This is a genomic window from Streptomyces sp. HmicA12, from assembly GCF_000373565.1.
Classification (GTDB): Bacteria; Actinomycetota; Actinomycetes; order Streptomycetales; family Streptomycetaceae; genus Streptomyces.
Genome location: NZ_KB891809.1, coordinates 211,632 through 226,993, shown reverse-complemented (window position 1 = coordinate 226,993; position 15,362 = coordinate 211,632). Strand labels below are relative to the sequence as shown.

The 15,362-nt window shown below is 71.2% G+C and carries 14 protein-coding genes; 6 read left to right on the top strand and 8 right to left on the bottom strand.

Annotated features, from left to right (window positions below; genetic code table 11):
• Positions 1 to 42: 42 nt before the first annotated feature.
• On the bottom strand, positions 43 to 324 hold the full coding sequence (locus tag B072_RS0118925; protein WP_026246016.1) for a hypothetical protein: 282 nt from the start codon (positions 322 to 324) through the stop codon (positions 43 to 45).
• Positions 325 to 403: 79 nt separating this feature from the next.
• Between B072_RS0118925 and B072_RS0118920 the strand changes: the two genes are divergently transcribed.
• From B072_RS0118920 to B072_RS0118900, 5 genes are all read left to right on the top strand, one after another.
• Positions 404 to 1,159, top strand: coding sequence for a GntR family transcriptional regulator (locus tag B072_RS0118920; RefSeq protein ID WP_018531536.1), 756 nt, complete (start codon positions 404 to 406; stop codon positions 1,157 to 1,159).
• Between the two features lie 46 nt (positions 1,160 to 1,205).
• Positions 1,206 to 1,517: a hypothetical protein gene (locus B072_RS47780; protein ID WP_199791060.1), complete on the top strand. Its 312-nt coding sequence runs from the start codon at positions 1,206 to 1,208 to the stop codon at positions 1,515 to 1,517.
• A 237-nt stretch (positions 1,518 to 1,754) separates the two neighbouring features.
• Positions 1,755 to 3,419 (top strand): energy-dependent translational throttle protein EttA, encoded by a 1,665-nt coding sequence (gene ettA / locus B072_RS0118910; RefSeq protein WP_018531534.1) that lies wholly within the window; start codon positions 1,755 to 1,757, stop codon positions 3,417 to 3,419.
• Positions 3,419 to 3,847 (top strand): acyl-CoA thioesterase, encoded by a 429-nt coding sequence (locus tag B072_RS0118905; RefSeq protein ID WP_043244229.1) that lies wholly within the window; start codon positions 3,419 to 3,421, stop codon positions 3,845 to 3,847. The genes ettA and B072_RS0118905 overlap by 1 nt, the downstream gene beginning before the upstream one ends.
• A gap of 5 nt (positions 3,848 to 3,852) precedes the next feature.
• Positions 3,853 to 4,539 (top strand): hypothetical protein, encoded by a 687-nt coding sequence (locus B072_RS0118900; protein WP_018531532.1) that lies wholly within the window; start codon positions 3,853 to 3,855, stop codon positions 4,537 to 4,539.
• Between the two features lie 28 nt (positions 4,540 to 4,567).
• Here B072_RS0118900 and B072_RS0118895 read toward each other — a convergent pair whose 3' ends face one another.
• Positions 4,568 to 4,972 carry a globin gene (locus tag B072_RS0118895; RefSeq protein WP_018531531.1) on the bottom strand — a complete coding sequence of 135 codons (405 nt, stop codon included), beginning with the start codon at positions 4,970 to 4,972 and terminating at the stop codon, positions 4,568 to 4,570.
• An 83-nt stretch (positions 4,973 to 5,055) separates the two neighbouring features.
• Between B072_RS0118895 and B072_RS0118890 the strand changes: the two genes are divergently transcribed.
• Complete coding sequence (locus B072_RS0118890) at positions 5,056 to 6,048, top strand: methyltransferase domain-containing protein (protein WP_018531530.1); 993 nt, start codon at positions 5,056 to 5,058, stop codon at positions 6,046 to 6,048.
• A gap of 98 nt (positions 6,049 to 6,146) precedes the next feature.
• On the opposite strand, the gene B072_RS43455 is transcribed toward B072_RS0118890, so the two are convergent.
• The 6 genes from B072_RS43455 to B072_RS0118860 form a co-directional block, all read right to left on the bottom strand.
• Positions 6,147 to 7,406 (bottom strand): FHA domain-containing protein, encoded by a 1,260-nt coding sequence (locus B072_RS43455; RefSeq protein WP_043244226.1) that lies wholly within the window; start codon positions 7,404 to 7,406, stop codon positions 6,147 to 6,149.
• A 94-nt stretch (positions 7,407 to 7,500) separates the two neighbouring features.
• A complete protein-coding gene (locus tag B072_RS0118880; protein ID WP_018531528.1) occupies positions 7,501 to 8,844 on the bottom strand; it encodes a vWA domain-containing protein in 1,344 nt (447 codons plus the stop codon).
• Between the two features lie 45 nt (positions 8,845 to 8,889).
• Positions 8,890 to 10,203 carry a protein phosphatase 2C domain-containing protein gene (locus tag B072_RS0118875; protein ID WP_018531527.1) on the bottom strand — a complete coding sequence of 438 codons (1,314 nt, stop codon included), beginning with the start codon at positions 10,201 to 10,203 and terminating at the stop codon, positions 8,890 to 8,892.
• A gap of 31 nt (positions 10,204 to 10,234) precedes the next feature.
• Positions 10,235 to 12,739 carry a serine/threonine-protein kinase gene (locus B072_RS0118870; protein ID WP_026246012.1) on the bottom strand — a complete coding sequence of 835 codons (2,505 nt, stop codon included), beginning with the start codon at positions 12,737 to 12,739 and terminating at the stop codon, positions 10,235 to 10,237.
• Between the two features lie 185 nt (positions 12,740 to 12,924).
• The gene (locus B072_RS0118865; RefSeq protein ID WP_026246011.1) at positions 12,925 to 14,226 is read right to left on the bottom strand and encodes a hypothetical protein; all 1,302 of its coding nucleotides are present in this window, start codon (positions 14,224 to 14,226) and stop codon (positions 12,925 to 12,927) included.
• Positions 14,227 to 14,308: 82 nt separating this feature from the next.
• The gene (locus tag B072_RS0118860) at positions 14,309 to 15,349 is read right to left on the bottom strand and encodes a glutamate ABC transporter substrate-binding protein (protein WP_026246010.1); all 1,041 of its coding nucleotides are present in this window, start codon (positions 15,347 to 15,349) and stop codon (positions 14,309 to 14,311) included.
• Positions 15,350 to 15,362: the final 13 nt, after the last annotated feature.

The following is a 15,362-nucleotide window of genomic DNA, read 5'->3' as shown; positions in this document are numbered from 1 at the left end:
GCGGGCGGTACTGCAACTACGGTTGAACACGCTGATCAGCTCCTATTGCTGATTGCCGGACGCCCGGACGTCGCCCGTCTCGGGGGTCTCTGTATGGAGGGCGGCCCATAACGTGCGGCCGTTGAGGCTGTTGGCGAGGAGTCCGAACCGGTCGGCCTCTGCCACTGCCTTGAGGGCCTCCCGCCACCGCTCGGCGGGGAGCGAATCCGGTACCTCCGCCTCGATCACCAGGTGACGGGCGTGCTGTGTCACGCGAGGAGTGAGGCCGAGCGCGGTCAGTCGAGCGGCGATGTCTTCGGCGCCCGCACCCGAAGCAGCAGACACAGCTCCGCCCCCGTCACTTGGTCATCACTCTCAGTCAAGCTAGTTAACTAGATTAGAGCTAGTGGACTAGATTTTCCATATGCCTGAGCAGCCGCCGTACCTCCGCATCGCTGACGTGCTCCGACGTCGGATCGCGGATGAGGAATGGGTGCCGGGGGACCGGCTTCCGTCTCGCGCCCAGATCGCCGAAGAGTGCGGCGTCGGTGAGAACGTCATCCGGCGGGCCCAGGAACTGTTGATCTCCCAGGGGGTTCTGGAAGGTCGTGCCGGATCCGGGACCTATGTCGCCGCACACCGTCAACGCGTGCGCGTGGTCCGGTCGTCCGCACGTGAGCAGCCCAGCGGGTCACCGTTCCGCGCGGACATGAAGGCCGTGGGCAGGCAAGGGGATTGGGAGAGCCGTACCGAGGCCAAGGTGCCGGCGCCCGTTGAGATCGCGGGGCGGCTCGGCATCTCCGAAGGCGACCTCTGCGTCCGCACCGTGTACGAGTTCCTCGCCGACGGCCGGCCCGTGCAGTTGTCGACGAGCTGGGAGCCGTACGACCTCACCGCCGGGACGCTCGTCGTGCTCCCCGAAGGTGGGCCCCATGCCGGAGCGGGAGTTGTGAACCGGATGGCGGCGATCGGCGTCACCGTCAGCCATGCCGTCGAGCAGCCCGAGCCGCGTCAGGCGAGTGCCGAGGAGGCCTCGCTCCTCGGGATTCAGAAGTCCGCCCTCGTGACGCACATCCGGCGGACCTACTACAGCGATCAAGGGCGACCCGTGGAGACCGCCGACATCGTCGTGCCCGCAGCCCTGTGCGAGATCGTCTACGAGATCCCCATCGGGCGGTAGCCGGGAGCCGCGGACGCGGTGCTGCTCAGGCCCAATAATCGGGCTCATGTCTGAGTTCAGTTGGCCATCCGGGCCCGACCTTCCTTCCTCGGAAGAGGTTCGCCGGGCCTGGGAGGCGACGGTGGCCGCGCTGCCCATCGGGAGCCGGGTCGCCGGTCGAGTCGTCGGGCGCCAGCCGTTCGGAGTCTTCATCCGGATCGACGGTGTGCCCAGCGGCATCGGACTGGCCGAGATCTTGGCCATGCCGCACGGCATGGAGTTGCCCGCCCTGGGAGCTGCTGTCGCCGGACGGGTCATCTGGCATGCGGATCACAACTGCCAAGTGAAGATCAAGCTCGATGACTGGTGTTCAGAGTGATCGTTCCTGGGCCGTCTCTGGGCCGTGCGAGGTCGGCCAGAGGCGACAACTGGCGACCGACAGTGACAGCCCCGATACCGTCGTCTAGTCCAAACCCCCAGCTCAGGCCCACCCACCGATACACGTTTTCGCCCAGCACTGGCCATGCGGCAAGATGGGGTGTATCTGCCCTCGCGCGGTGGAGCCGCGCATGCGGGCCCCTTACGCGACCACACTTCGACTGCCGGACGGTTTCTCTTGGCTGAGTTCATCTACACCATGCGCAAGGCGCGCAAGGCGCACGGCGACAAGGTGATCCTCGACGACGTCACCCTGAGCATGTATCCGGGGGCGAAGATCGGTGTCGTCGGTCCGAACGGTGCCGGTAAGTCGACCGTCCTGAAGATCATGGCGGGGCTCGAGCAGCCGTCGAACGGTGACGCCTTCCTGTCGCCCGGATACAGCGTCGGCATCCTCATGCAGGAGCCGGTGCTCGACGAGTCGAAGACCGTTCTGGAGAACGTGCAGGACGGCGCCGCCGAGATCATGGGCAAGCTCAAGCGCTTCAACGAGGTGGCCGAGCTCATGGCCACCGACTACAGCGATGAGCTCATGGAGGAGATGGGCAAGCTCCAGGAGGACCTCGACCACGCGAACGCGTGGGACCTCGACGGTCAGCTGGAGCAGGCCATGGACGCTCTCGGGTGCCCGCCCGGCGACTGGCCCGTCACGAACCTCTCCGGTGGTGAGAAGCGTCGCGTGGCGCTCTGCAAGCTGCTCATCGAGGCGCCCGACCTGCTGCTCCTCGACGAGCCCACCAACCACCTCGACGCCGAGTCCGTGAACTGGCTGGAGCAGCACCTGGCCCAGTACAAGGGCACCGTCGTGGCCATTACCCACGACCGTTACTTCCTCGACAACGTCGCCGAGTGGATCCTCGAGCTCGACCGCGGCCGCGCCATTCCTTACGAGGGCAACTACTCCACGTACCTGGAGAAGAAGTCCGAGCGCCTCAAGGTCGAGGGCAAGAAGGACGAGAAGCGGCAGAAGCGGCTCAAGGAAGAGCTGGAGTGGGTGCGGTCGAACGCCAAGGGGCGGCAGACCAAGTCCAAGTCGCGTCTCGCGCGCTACGAGGAGATGGCGGCCGAGGCCGAGAAGATGCGGAAGCTGGACTTCGAGGAGATCCAGATTCCGCCGGGCCCGCGTCTGGGCAGCATCGTCGTCGAGGTCAACAACCTCAGCAAGGCCTTCGGTGAGAAGGTTCTGATCGACGACCTCAGCTTCACGCTGCCGCGTAACGGCATCGTCGGTGTCATCGGCCCCAACGGCGCCGGTAAGACCACGCTGTTCAAGATGATCCAGGGTCTCGAGACGCCGGACTCCGGTGAGATCAAGGTCGGCGAGACCGTCAAGATCTCGTACGTCGACCAGAACCGCTCCAACATCGACCCGAAGAAGACCCTTTGGGCCGTGGTGAGCGACGAGCTCGACTACATCAACGTCGGGCAGGTCGAGATGCCGTCGCGGGCGTATGTATCCGCGTTCGGCTTCAAGGGCCCGGACCAGCAGAAGCCGGCCGGTGTGCTCTCCGGTGGTGAGCGCAACCGCCTCAACCTCGCGCTCACCCTCAAGCAGGGCGGCAACCTGCTGCTCCTCGACGAACCGACGAACGACCTCGACGTCGAGACGCTGAGCTCGCTGGAGAACGCGCTCCTCGAGTTCCCCGGCTGCGCCGTGGTCGTCTCCCACGACCGGTGGTTCCTGGACCGAGTGGCCACGCACATCCTCGCGTACGAGGGTGACTCCAAGTGGTTCTGGTTCGAGGGCAACTTCGAGTCGTACGAGAAGAACAAGATCGAGCGCCTCGGTGCCGACGCGGCGCGTCCGCACCGGGCCACCTACAAGAAGCTGACGCGCGGCTGATGGCTCGCCACGTATACGCCTGCCCCCTGCGCTGGGCGGACATGGACGCGTACGGCCACGTCAACAACGTGGTCTTTCTTCGGTACCTCGAAGAGGCGCGCATCGATTTCCTGTTCCGCCCGGACAAGGACTTCCAGCAGGGGTCTGTCGTGGCGCGCCATGAGATCGACTACAAGCGGCAGTTGGTGCACCGGCACGCGCCGGTCCGCATCGAACTGTGGGTGACCCAGATACGGGCCGCGTCGTTCACGCTCGCCTACGAGGTGAAGGACGCGGACGAGGTGTACGTGAAGGCCTCGACCGTGATCGTGCCCTTCGACTTCGAGGCGCAGCGGCCCCGGCGGATCACCGCCGAGGAGAAGGAGTTCCTCGAGGAGTACCGGGACGACGCCGCCGGTGACGGCGGTGCGGGGGCGCTCGCCGCATGAGCAGCGTGCCCGTGCTGTATTTCGCCGATGCCGGGGAGGCGGCGGACCTCGCCGCCTTCCTGGGCCGGCTGCTGCACTACGACAAGGCGGCCGCCGTACGGCTGCAGGCGCAGGCCGGTGGGCAGGCGCTCGCGGTGTTCGGGCGGCCGCCTTCGTTCGAGGTGCTGGCCGTGCGCGCGGTGCGGCTCCTGAAGCCGTACGAGAACGGGATCGACGACTCGCTGGACGTGACCGTGTCCGCCGGTGAGCTGCTCGACGCCGTGGACGAGGGGGCTTCGAGCGCCGTCGTCCCGGCCGCCGTCACCGGGCCGCCGTGGGCCGGTGTGCTGCCGCCCCGCGGCGGCTGGGAGCGCGTGGAGGGCTTCCCCGGCGCCGAGGCGCTGCACGGGCTCGTGAAGGCCGCCGTGAGTGAATTCCGGGCCCGGGTCGAGGAGTTGGCGCCCGAGGCGCGCACCCGGGCCGAGCTCGACCGCGTCGGCCGTGAGATCTGGTCCCGGGAGATCGGGACGAGCGGGGTGCCGGTGCGGGTCGCCCATGCCGCGGTCTCGCTCGGGTTCCTGCGGGGCCCTTCGGCGGACCTGCTGGCCGCCGGGACGTGGGTGCGGCTGCGGACGGCCTACGGGTCGGTGGCCGTACGGCGTGCGGCGGCCGCCACCTCCGGGCTCGGCGGGCTGGCCGTCACGCCGGCCTGAGCGGCACGCGGCCCGGGGACCTCCCGCTTCAGCCCGCCGTGTTGACCATCGACGCCGCCGCGTACGTCAGGTAGTTCCACAGCGTCCGCTCGTGCTCCTCGGAGAGGCCGAGCTCGTCGACCGCGTCCCGCATGTGCTTCAGCCACGCGTCGTGCGCCGCCCGGTCCACCTGGAACGGGGCGTGCCGCATGCGCAGCCGCGGGTGGCCGCGGCCGTCGCTGTACGTGCGCGGGCCGCCCCAGTACTGCATCAGGAACAGGGCGAGCCGCTCCTCGGCCGGGCCCAGGTCCTCCTCCGGGTACATGGGGCGGAGCAGCGGGTCCTGGGCGACGCCCTCGTAGAAGCGGTGCACGAGACGGCGGAAGGTCTCCTCGCCACCCACCTGCTCGTAGAAGGTCTGCTCCTGGAGTGTGTCGCGCGGGGTCTCAGTCACCCCTCCATGGTCTCAGACGGACCGGTCCAGGACTTGGGGCCTAGGACCTCGCTGTTTCGGGATCCGCGCAGCACAGTGGACATATGGGTGCACAGCGGGGACTCGACGAGCTTGCCGTGCGGGCGCGGGCCGGGCTCGTGCGGGAGGTGGCGGAGAGCGGGGCCTGGGACGCGGAACCGCACTGGCGGGAGGTGTTCGAGCAGGTGCCGCGGCACCTCTTCGTGCCGTACTACTTCAAGGGTGTCCCCGGCGGATACGAGCGGCTGTGGGGCGAGGACCCGGATCCCGAGCGGCGCGAACGGTGGCTGCGCGGGGTGTACACGGATCAGCCGCTGGCCACCCGGTTGCGGGACGGGGAGCTCGTCTCGTCCAGCAGCCAGCCGTCGCTGATGGCCAGGATGCTGGTCGAGCTGGAGGTACGGGACGGGGACAGGGTGCTCGAGATCGGCGCCGGGACCGGGTACAACGCCGCCCTGCTGGCGCACCGGCTGGGGGACGCGTGCGTGACGACCGTGGATCTGGACCCCGAGATCACCGAGTCGGCGCGGGCGCATCTCGCGGCCGCGGGGTACCGGCCCGCCGTCGTCACCGGGGACGGGACGCGGGGGTGTGCCGAGCGGGCGCCGTACGACCGGATCGTGGCCACGTGCGCGGTGCGGTCGGTACCGGGGGAGTGGCCGGCGCAGTGCCGGCCCGGGGCGCGGATCCTGGCGCCGGTCGCCACCGGGCTGCTGGTGCTGGAGGTGGGGGACGCGGGGTGCGCGGAGGGGCGGTTTCTGCGGACACCGGCGTACTTCGTCGCGCTGCGGGGGCAGGAGCGGGGGGCCGGGATCGGGGCGGCGGTGGGTGGGCTGCCGCGGAAGGTCGCGCAGGACGAGTCGTTCCGGTTCCTGCTGACGCTCACCGCTGGGCGGCTCGATCCTCGGGAGACGCTCGCGTTGTGGGAGCGGGAGGGGCGGCCGGGGCGGGAGCGGTTCGGGGTGACGATGGGTGGCGGGCGGGAGTGGGCGTGGCTGGATGATCCTCGGGGGCCCTATGCGTGGGCTCTGCCGGGGGGATCTGCGCCGGGGGGTTGAATCGGACACGACCTAGGGGCGCGGGGAACTGCGCGACAAGCCACGACGCCGCGAGCGCGTCTCTCCCCGCGCCCCTCATGGGCGCGGGGAGACGCGGGTCAGCCTCGGTGGATGGTGATGGTGGTCCACGCGCCCACGTGGACCCGGTCGCCGTCCTGGAGCGGGACCGGGACGAAGGGCTGGATGGGCTCCTCGCCGCCGTTGACCGTCGTGCCGTTCGTCGAGTTCTGGTCGACGACCGCCCACGTGCCGTCCGGCTGCTGGACCAGGACCGCGTGCTGGTGCGAGACCCCGGGGTCCTCCGGCGGCACCGACAGATCGATGTCCGGAGTGTCACCGGTGGAGTGGCGGCGGCGGCCGATCGTGATCTGGTTGCCGACCAGCTGGCGCTGCTGCTCCGGCGAGTACGCGGGCAGGTTCAGGCCCGATGCCTCGGGGCCGCTGCGCTGCATCATCGCCATGAAGTAGTCGCGGTCCGGGCCGATCGTCGCCGACCAGGTCACCGGGCCCTGCTGCTGCGGCTGCTGCGGGGGATACCCGTAGCCGGCGGGCGGGGGCTGCTGCTGGTAACCCTGCTGCGGGGCGCCGTCGGGGGCGGTCGAGGGCGACGACGGCGGGGAGATCGTCCAGTCGTCGCCGTTCGGGTTCCCGCCGAAGGACGGAGGCGGCGGCTGCATCGGGCCCGGCGTCATCGGACCCGGGTGCACCGGAGCGGCCGGGGGCGGACCCTGCTGCTGCGGCGGCTGCTGGTACGCCTGCGGGGCCCCGGCGCCGGTGTTGTTGGGACCCGACGGGAACGGGGCCGGGCCCGAGGGCTCACTGCCGAACGGGCTCGGCGGGATCGGCTCGGCGGGACGGTTCACCTGCGAGGGGCGCGAGCCCTGATACTCGTACGGCTCCTGACCGGGGCCGGGGCCGCCGGGGCCGGGACCACCCGGACCAGGGCCACCAGGGCCACCAGGACCGCCGGGTCCGGGCGGCGGCTGCTGGAAACGCAGCGCCGGGTTGGGCCCCTGAGGACCGCCGGGGCCACCAGGACCAGGACCACCAGGACCGCCGGTCGTCGGCAGCGGCGGGTTCGGGGCCGCGGGCGTGTACGACGTAGCCGTGTTCGTGAGGAAGTTCCAGCGGCACTCCTCGCAGAACGGGGCGCCGCCCTCACGCGGCGTCCGGCACTGCGGGCACAGCTCGGGCGCTCCACCCCCGCCCTGCGGCGCGGGCGGCTGCTGCTGGGGGTAGCCGTAACCGGGGGCCGGAGGCGGCGGAGGGGGCGGGGGCACGGCACCGGCCATGCGGTGACCGCAGACCTCGCACCAGTCGTCGGAACCCGACTGGTGTCCGTTCGGGCAGGTCGGCATGTCGGCGCTTCCCCCTCTCCTTCGAACGTACTCGTGCGTACTCGTACGTCGGTCAGTCGGCAGCCAGTCACCAGGCTGAGCTGCTGTTTCTTCGCTACTTCTTGACGCGAACCGTCTTGGTGGACCGGGTTTCGAGAGTCATCTCGTCGGCCTCCGCGACCTTCGCCTTCAATCGAACAGTACCTTCCGCGGCGTCGACCACGTCCACCACCTTCGAAAGCAGTTTCGCCGTATCGGCGTTTCCGGAGAGGGCCGCGAGCTGCACCGCGCGGCCGAGTTTCGACGTCGCCCCGTCGACATCGCCCGCTTTACGGGCGTCCAGACCCTGCTGAATGACCTGCGCCAGTTCGGCCTGGCCCGTGTAGTGGGCGACCTGCGGGTTGATGGACGTAGAAGCCGCCATGTCGTCCGTCCAGACCGCGCGGACCAGCCCCTGCGAGAGGGCCTGCGCCGAGCCGTCCGGCTGCGGGATGACCAGGGAGACGCGGGCGGCCAGCATCTCCTGGCCGAGGTCGGCCTGGGGAACCTGGACGCAGACGTGGTAGTCGCGGGACTCGTCGCCCCAGGAGCCGGTCGGGTAGTCGCCGGCGCGCGGGCCCGCCTCGGTGCGGCGGTTGGTCAACTCCTCCACGGTGGGCGCCACTTGCTTCACGAACTTGATCTCGGAGCCGAGCGGGGTCCACAGCCGCAGCGCGACGTCCGCGACCTCCTTGCCCATGGCCGTCTCCATCATCTGCGTGAAGTCGTCGGCCAGGTGGGCCGGGTCGGCGACGATGTCGGCGGTGCCGAGCAGCGCGGAGGCGATCCCTGTGACCTCCTTCACCTCCCAGTCGGTGCCGACACCGCGGGCGTCGCAGGTGAAGCGGCCGGCACTGGCGTCCAGCGTCGCCCGGAGGTCCTCCGGCGACTCGTGCTCGTTGCGCCCGTCGGTGAGCAGGATGCCGTGCCGGATCGGAACGTCCGCGGAGTGCAGGAGGCGGTCGGCCAGCCGCAGCCAGGTACCGATCGCCGTGCCGCCGCCCGCGGACAGCTTGCGCAGCGCCTGCTTGGCCTGGCCGCGGGTGGTGGCGTCGGCGACCGCGAGGCGCCCGCCGCCCGGGTAGACCTCCTTGGCGATGTGGGTGCCCGCGATCACCGCGAAGTGCACCCCGTCGCGCAGGGTGTCGATCGCGGCGGCCGACGCGTCCCGGGCGCCGCGCATCTTGGTCGGCGGATAGTCCATCGAGCCGGAGCAGTCGACCATCAGCGCGACGGCCGCGTCCGTGCCGCCACCCACGTTGTAGAGGTGCGGCGCCCCCACGGCGTTGCCCACCGTCCCCCCGCCCGTGGACGTGACGGTGACGATCGCGTTGACCTCGCGGCCGCCCTCCGGCAGGTACTCGTTCTGGTACACCTCGACGGAGAACTGCGGCACATTCGACTTCGAGAAATTGGCCATGCTGACAAGTCCCCCCTGGACAAGGCACGTTGAATAAGTGACGGCCTAGGCCGATCCTGCCCCCTGCCGAGCCCCCGGGAACGGCAGGACCGCCACTGTTACGTTGTCGTGGCCCCCGCCGTCGAGCGCGTGACCGACCAGGACCTGGGCGGCGTGCAGCGGACGCTCGGCCGCGTCGGCCGGCACGACCCGGGCCATCTGCTCGACCGCCTCCGCGTAGTTCCACAGGCCGTCGGTGCACACCACCACGACACCGGGGCGGTCCGGCTTGAAGGAAGCGGTGTGCGGATCCAGTTCGTACGCGTCCGCGCCGAGCCAGCCCGTGATGGCGTGGGCCCGCTCGTCGGCGTACGCCTCCGCCTCGTTCATCAGTCCCGCGGCCACCATCTGCGCGGCCCACGAGTCGTCCTCGGTGAGCCGGGCGGAGGGGGCGGCACGGTCGTCGGGCACCCAGTAGGCGCGGGAGTCGCCGACCCAGCCGACGACGAGCAGTTCCTTGGTGACGACGGAGCCGACGAAGGTGCACGCCGGCGCGTTCTGGTGCGGCTGGTGCTCGCGGGCCGTCGCAGGCTCCTGCGCGAGGGCGTTGACCGCCTCGGCGGCCGCGACGATCGCCTCGTGCATGGCCTGCTGCGGGTGGGTGCCGCGCGGCAGGGCTTCGTGCAGCGCCTCGTTCGCGGCGCGGGTCGCGGCGAGCGACGCGTCGTCGGGCCGGGTCGCGGAGGACACGCCGTCGCAGACCACGGCGACGACGGCGGGGGAGCCGTCGGGCAGCGCCGCCGAGGAGATCGCGAACGCGTCCTCGTTGCGGTGGTGGCGCAGGCCACGGTCGCTGACCGCGGCGACCGCGCCCAACTCCTGCTCCATGTGGTCGCGTTCGCGCGGTTGGGCGTGCCCGCAGTTCTCGCAGTACCCGTCCGGGTCCACCTGGCCGGCGCGGCACGCCACGCACAGCTTGGTGCCCGCGGGCGGGGTGGCGGCCTCGATCTGCTCGGGGGTCGCGGTGCGCGGGTCGGGGGCGGCGACCGGGAAGTCGCCGTCGGGTGGGCCGGCCGGTCCCGCGTCGGGCACGCCGTCCAACCGCACGGCGGACGCGGGCAGTTCGCTGCCGCCGGAGTCGGTGCCCTCCAGGTCGGTCGGCAGGTGGACCGGCGCCGGGGTGTCCGAACTGTCCAGCTCGGGAGCGGCGGGCCACTCGACGGACGGGTCCGCCTCCCCGTCCGGCGCGGGCGTCATCGTCAGCGTCGGACGGTCGTCCGGTCCCGACGCCGACGGCACGGTCGACAGGTCGTATCCGCACGCCCCGCAGAAGCGGTCGCTCTGCTCGAGCGGCTCCTCGCAGCTGGGACATACCGACATAGCAGCCTGCTGGTGCGTCTGCGACATCAACTCACACCCACGTCCGGGGGCGGTAGCGGTTGGCCCGCTCCACCAGCTCGATCCTCTCCTCGCCCCGCTGAGCGAGCCTGGCCAGTGTCCGGTACGAACGCTCCAGGCCCAGTCGCAGGCCGCGCTCGTCCAGATCGTTGCCGAGCACCACCGTGCGTACGGGGCCTGCCGGCTGACCGGAACCCTGCCTACCGGAGAGTACCCAGTCAAGCGCCGTACCGAGGACCTCGGTGGACAACTGCTCACGGCGCACCGCGTCGAGGCCGAACGCGTCGAGCGCCTCGACCTGTCCCGCCGCGGCGGTCAGGTCGTCGAGCAGCGGTACGCCGTTGACGGACTCCGCCATGCGGCCGCGCAGCCGGGCCCGGACCGCGGCGACGCGGGCCGCCGTGTAGTGGATGGAGGACTCCGGCACCGATTCCAGGGTGCGCACCGCGCCGCCCCGGTCACCCGCGGCCAGCTGGACGCGGGCCAGGCCGAACGCCGCGCTGACATAGCTCGGGTCGGTCGCCCACACCAGGCGGTAGTACTCCGCCGCGTTGTCCAACTGGCCCAGGATCTCCGCGCAGACGCCGAGCGCCAGCTTGGGCGCGGGCTCGCCGGGGAACGCGTCGTAGATCGCGTCGAACGACAGCGCCGCGTTCGCGTGGTCGCCGATGGCGAGCGCGGCCACGCCCCGGTACCAGACCACCCGCCAGTCGTCCGGGTGGTCGGCCTCCAGCGCCGCGAGGCCGCGGGCCGCGGAGTCGAGCTCGCCCATCTCCAGGCGGGCCCGCAGCTCGCGCAGGCGCAGCTCCGGCGAGCCGGCCGGCGCCGCGTGCAGCGCCGCGATCAGCTCGCCCGGGGCCGACGCCATCAGGCCCGCGAGGAACCCGGCGTTCGGGTCGCCCGGGTCGACCCGGGGCACCGGCAGCGCGAGCGAGGTGGCCACCGTGGGCAGCGGCTTGACGAGCGACGTCGGCGACGGAGGCAGCGCGGGCTGTACGGGATGCGTGGGCTGCGCCGGGACGCCGGGCAGCGCGGCCTGCTTCCGCGACCGGGCCCGTACGGGGATCTGCCGCACCCCGAACCGCGACACGTCACCGTCGAGGCGGCCGAACAACTCCGTGTCGGTGACCTTCACCTCGGGCCCGAAGAGCGTGGACAGGGCGGGCCTCGGCCGGTTCGTCTGCAGGGCGACGACCTCGCGCAGGACGCCCGTCAGCTGCTCGGCCATCTCCTGCGCCGAGGCGAATCTGCGGGCCGGGTCGGGGTCGGTGGCACGCACCAGGAGCCGGTAGAAGGACTCGTAGCGCCGGAAGACCTCGATGTTGTCGGGGTCGGGCAGGGAGTCCACGAACACGTTCGTATAGCCCTGGAAGTCGAAGGTGAGCAGGGCGAGGGTACGGGCGACCGTGTACAGGTCGGAGGCGACGGACGGGCCGACCTCGGCGACCTCGGGCGCCTGGAAGCCGACCGTGCCGTAGATCGCGGACTCGTCGTCGTCCATCCTGCGGACCGCGCCCATGTCGATGAGCTTGAGCTGGTCCTCGGTCTGGATCGCGTTGTCCACCTTGAAGTCGCAGTACAGCAGGTTGCGGCTGTGCAGATGGCCCAGGGCCTCAAGGGCCTCGATGCCGTACGCGCACGCCTGCTCCACCGGCAGCGGGTCCCGCCGGCCCTCGGGGGTGCGCCGCTCGTTGGCGATCTCCTTGAGGGACTTGCCGCCCACGTACTCCATGACGATGTAGCCGTCCATGGAGCCGGTGCGCTGGTCGAGGTGCTCGACGAAGTTGTAGATGCGCACGATGTTGCTGTGCTCGATCTCCGCGAGGAAGCGGCGCTCCGAGATCGCCGCCGCCATCGCGTCCTGGTCGCCCGTGTCGAGCAGGCCCTTGAGGACCACCCAGCGGTCGGACACCGCGCGGTCGACGGCGAGATAGACCCAGCCGAGACCGCCGTGCGCGAGGCAGCCCGCGACCTCGTACTGGCCGTGCACGATGTCGCCCGTGCTCAGCTTCGGCACGAAGGAGTACGGGTGCCCGCACTTGGTGCAGAAACCCTCGGTGCGGCCCGCTCGCTCACCGCGCGAACGGCCCACGGGCGCCCCGCAGTCCGAGCGCGAGCAGAATCGCTTCCGCTCGGGGACCTCCGGGTTCTCCTGCACCATCGCGCGCGGATCGGGCCGCGGCACGTCGGGCACCCGGACGAGGCCTGCGCCGAGCCGGGCCCGCCCCGAACTGCTCGCGCTCTTGCCCGAGCTGCGCACCGACACCGAGCGGGACGTCGACGTCCCGGACAGCGAACGGGACAGCCGCCCCGACACCGACCGGCGCGACTGCGAGGAACGCGCCGACGTCCGCGCCGACCGGGACGAGGCCCGGGAGCTGGAGCGCGAACTCTGCGAGCCGCGCCCGCCGCGTGAGCCGCCGGCCGCCATGCCGGTCGGCGGTGACGACACCATCCCGTTCGGCGAGACGACCGGGGCGAGCCCGCACGTGTCGCAGTACAGCTCGCCGCCGCCCATGTCCTCGTAGGAGCCGCCGCAGCCAGGGCGCTGGCAGCTCGTGCTCGCGGGTGAACTTCCCTGCTGCGCCGCACCGGTGGCGGCCTCCGGCTTCAGGCCGCAGGTGTCGCAGTACAGCTCCCCGCCCATGTCCTCGTAACGGCCCGGACAACCGGGTCGCGTGCACTTCTGAGCCCCAGCCACGACTACGACTCCCCCCTCTGGTCCGTGGGCGCGGCGAGCGCGTCCGCCGCCGCCCGTTGATACCGCAGCACCGCCGCCTCCGCCGCGAGCAGATCGCAGGGCGCGCTCCACAGCATGCGGCGCGCCGCGTCGTACCGCTCGACGAGCAGCGGGTCCTCGGCGAAGCCGAGCCGCGCCACCTTCGCCTTGTACGCGTCGAGCCGCCCGCGCAGCTCCGCGCGGACGGCCAGTGGTGCGGTCACGGCCGTCAACGACTCGCGTGCGCGCAGCAGTTCGTCCTCGGCCTTGCTCTCCAGCGACTCCAGAAGCGGGGAGAGGCGGTGCCACTGGCCGTGTCTGCGGTACTCGGCCGCCATCGCCAGCTGCTCCTGGAGCGCCGTCGGCGGGCCCGAGACGGCGGGCACCTCGGACGCGGCGATCTTCGCCAGCACCTCGCCGCGCGCCGACCTGGCCTCGGCGAGCGTACGGTCCGCGCGGGAGAGCACGTCACGCAGCTTGCCCAGACGCGCCTCCGCGTCCTGCCGCACGGTCAGCACGGCCTCGATCTCGCGGCGCACCTCCTCGATGGCGCGCGCCTCACGGTCGTACGCCGTGGTGTCCGGGCGGCCGCCGCCGGGCGCCGAACTGCCCTTCGCCTTCCGCCAGTACGTGAGCGGGTCGGAGACGACCTCCTCGCGCAGCCGGGTCAGTTCGGCGGTGATCCGCTCCAGGTCGTCCCCGGCCGGATGCTCCCCGGGCCGGACGCCGACGGAGTGCGCGAGCTGCCGGGTGCGGCCCAGTTCGGCGGAGAGCAGGTCGATGCGGGCGGGCAGCGCCGACCAGACCGCGTCGGCGGCCACGACCATGTCGAGCGAGGACGCGTACAGGTCGTTCATCCGCTCCACGAGCGCGGACAGCGTGAACCGCTCGGAGAGCTTCGCCGGGCCGGTGATCGACGGCGAGCCCGTGCCCGCGCTCGCGCCCGAGGCGACGGTGACGCCCTCGCCGCGCAGCAGGTCCGTCAGCTCCACCAGGTCGTCGCGGTTGGGCCAGCGGCGCCGGGAGCGGATCTCGCGGGCGGTGCGCAGGGCGCCCGCGTACGCGTCGAAGTACGCCCAGAGCAGCGTGATCGCCTGCTCGGCCGACGACCAGCGCTCCCGGGTCGTCCCGGTCAGCCGGGCGCCTTCGAGCAGGCGGCGTCCCGCGTGGTCCTGGAGCGCGAGCAGCGACGTCTCGATCGCCTCGTGCTCGGCGCCGAGCCGGGCCAGGGCACGGTCCACCTCGTCCCGGTCCATCACCGGACCAGGGGGTCCCGCGACGCCCATCGATCACCTCTCGCTTTTCTCGACTGCCTGGTGTGTGCGGTCACTCGGTGGGTCACTTGTCCGCGCGTCACTTGCACGCGCGTCACTTGTACTTCGGGGCGGGCGGGCCGTCCGACTTGCCGAGGCCCGGCTCCAGCCACTTGTCGTACGACTTCTGCCAGCCCTTGTCCTTGCGGTAGTCCTCCAGGACCTGGTTGACCCGGCGGACCAGGTCGTCGGCGCCCTTCTTCATGGCGACGCCGTAGTACTCCTTGGTGAACGGGTCGCCCTTGACCGCCACCGTCGGGTCCTGCGCGGCCTGGCTCGCCGCGAGGGCGCCGTCCGTGACCACCGCGTCGACCTCGCCGAGCTGCAGACGCACCAGGCAGTCCAGCTGGTTCGGCACGGTCGTGTCGATGTCGACGCTCGCGGGGATCTCCTTCTTCTTGCGGCCGTTGTCGAGAGCCGACCAGGCCGTCGAACCCTTCGCCGTGCAGATGCGCTTGCCGGCCAGCGACTCGTCGTACCCCGTGATCTTCGAGGACTTCGGGGCGAGCACCTGCTGGCCCGTCTGGAAGTACGCCGTGGAGAAGTCGACGTCCTTGAGCCGCTCGCAGCTTATGGTCATCGTGCGGACCACCATGTCGACGTCGCCGCGCTGGATCGCCGGGATGCGCTCGTTGGTCGGGATGGCCTTGTAGCGGATCGTGTTCTTGTCCGAGCCGAAGATCGAGGTCGCTATCTCACGCGCGAGATCGATGTCGAAGCCTTCCAACTCACTCTTCTTCGAGGTGTTGTTGGGATCGCGGTAGCCCCACCGGAAGCTGTTCTGGTCGACGCCGACCGAGAGGTAGCCGCGCGCCTTGATGGCCTGCACCGAGGGGCCGCTGTCGCTGCTCGACGGGCGCAGGCTGCGTTCCGGCTCCTTGCCCTCGACATCGGCGTCGCAGTCGTCGTCCTTGGTCTGCAGGCCCTGCGCGACACCGCCCGAGCCGATGCCCGTACTGCCGTCCGGCTCATCGGTGTGGGACAGCGGCAGCAGCACCGTGAACACCGCGACGAGGGCACAGGCGACCGCGACGGCCATCGCCGCCACGCCGCCCCAGCCGCGCAGACTCACCCTCTGTGCGTCTCGCTCGTCCATCTCCGCACCCCCT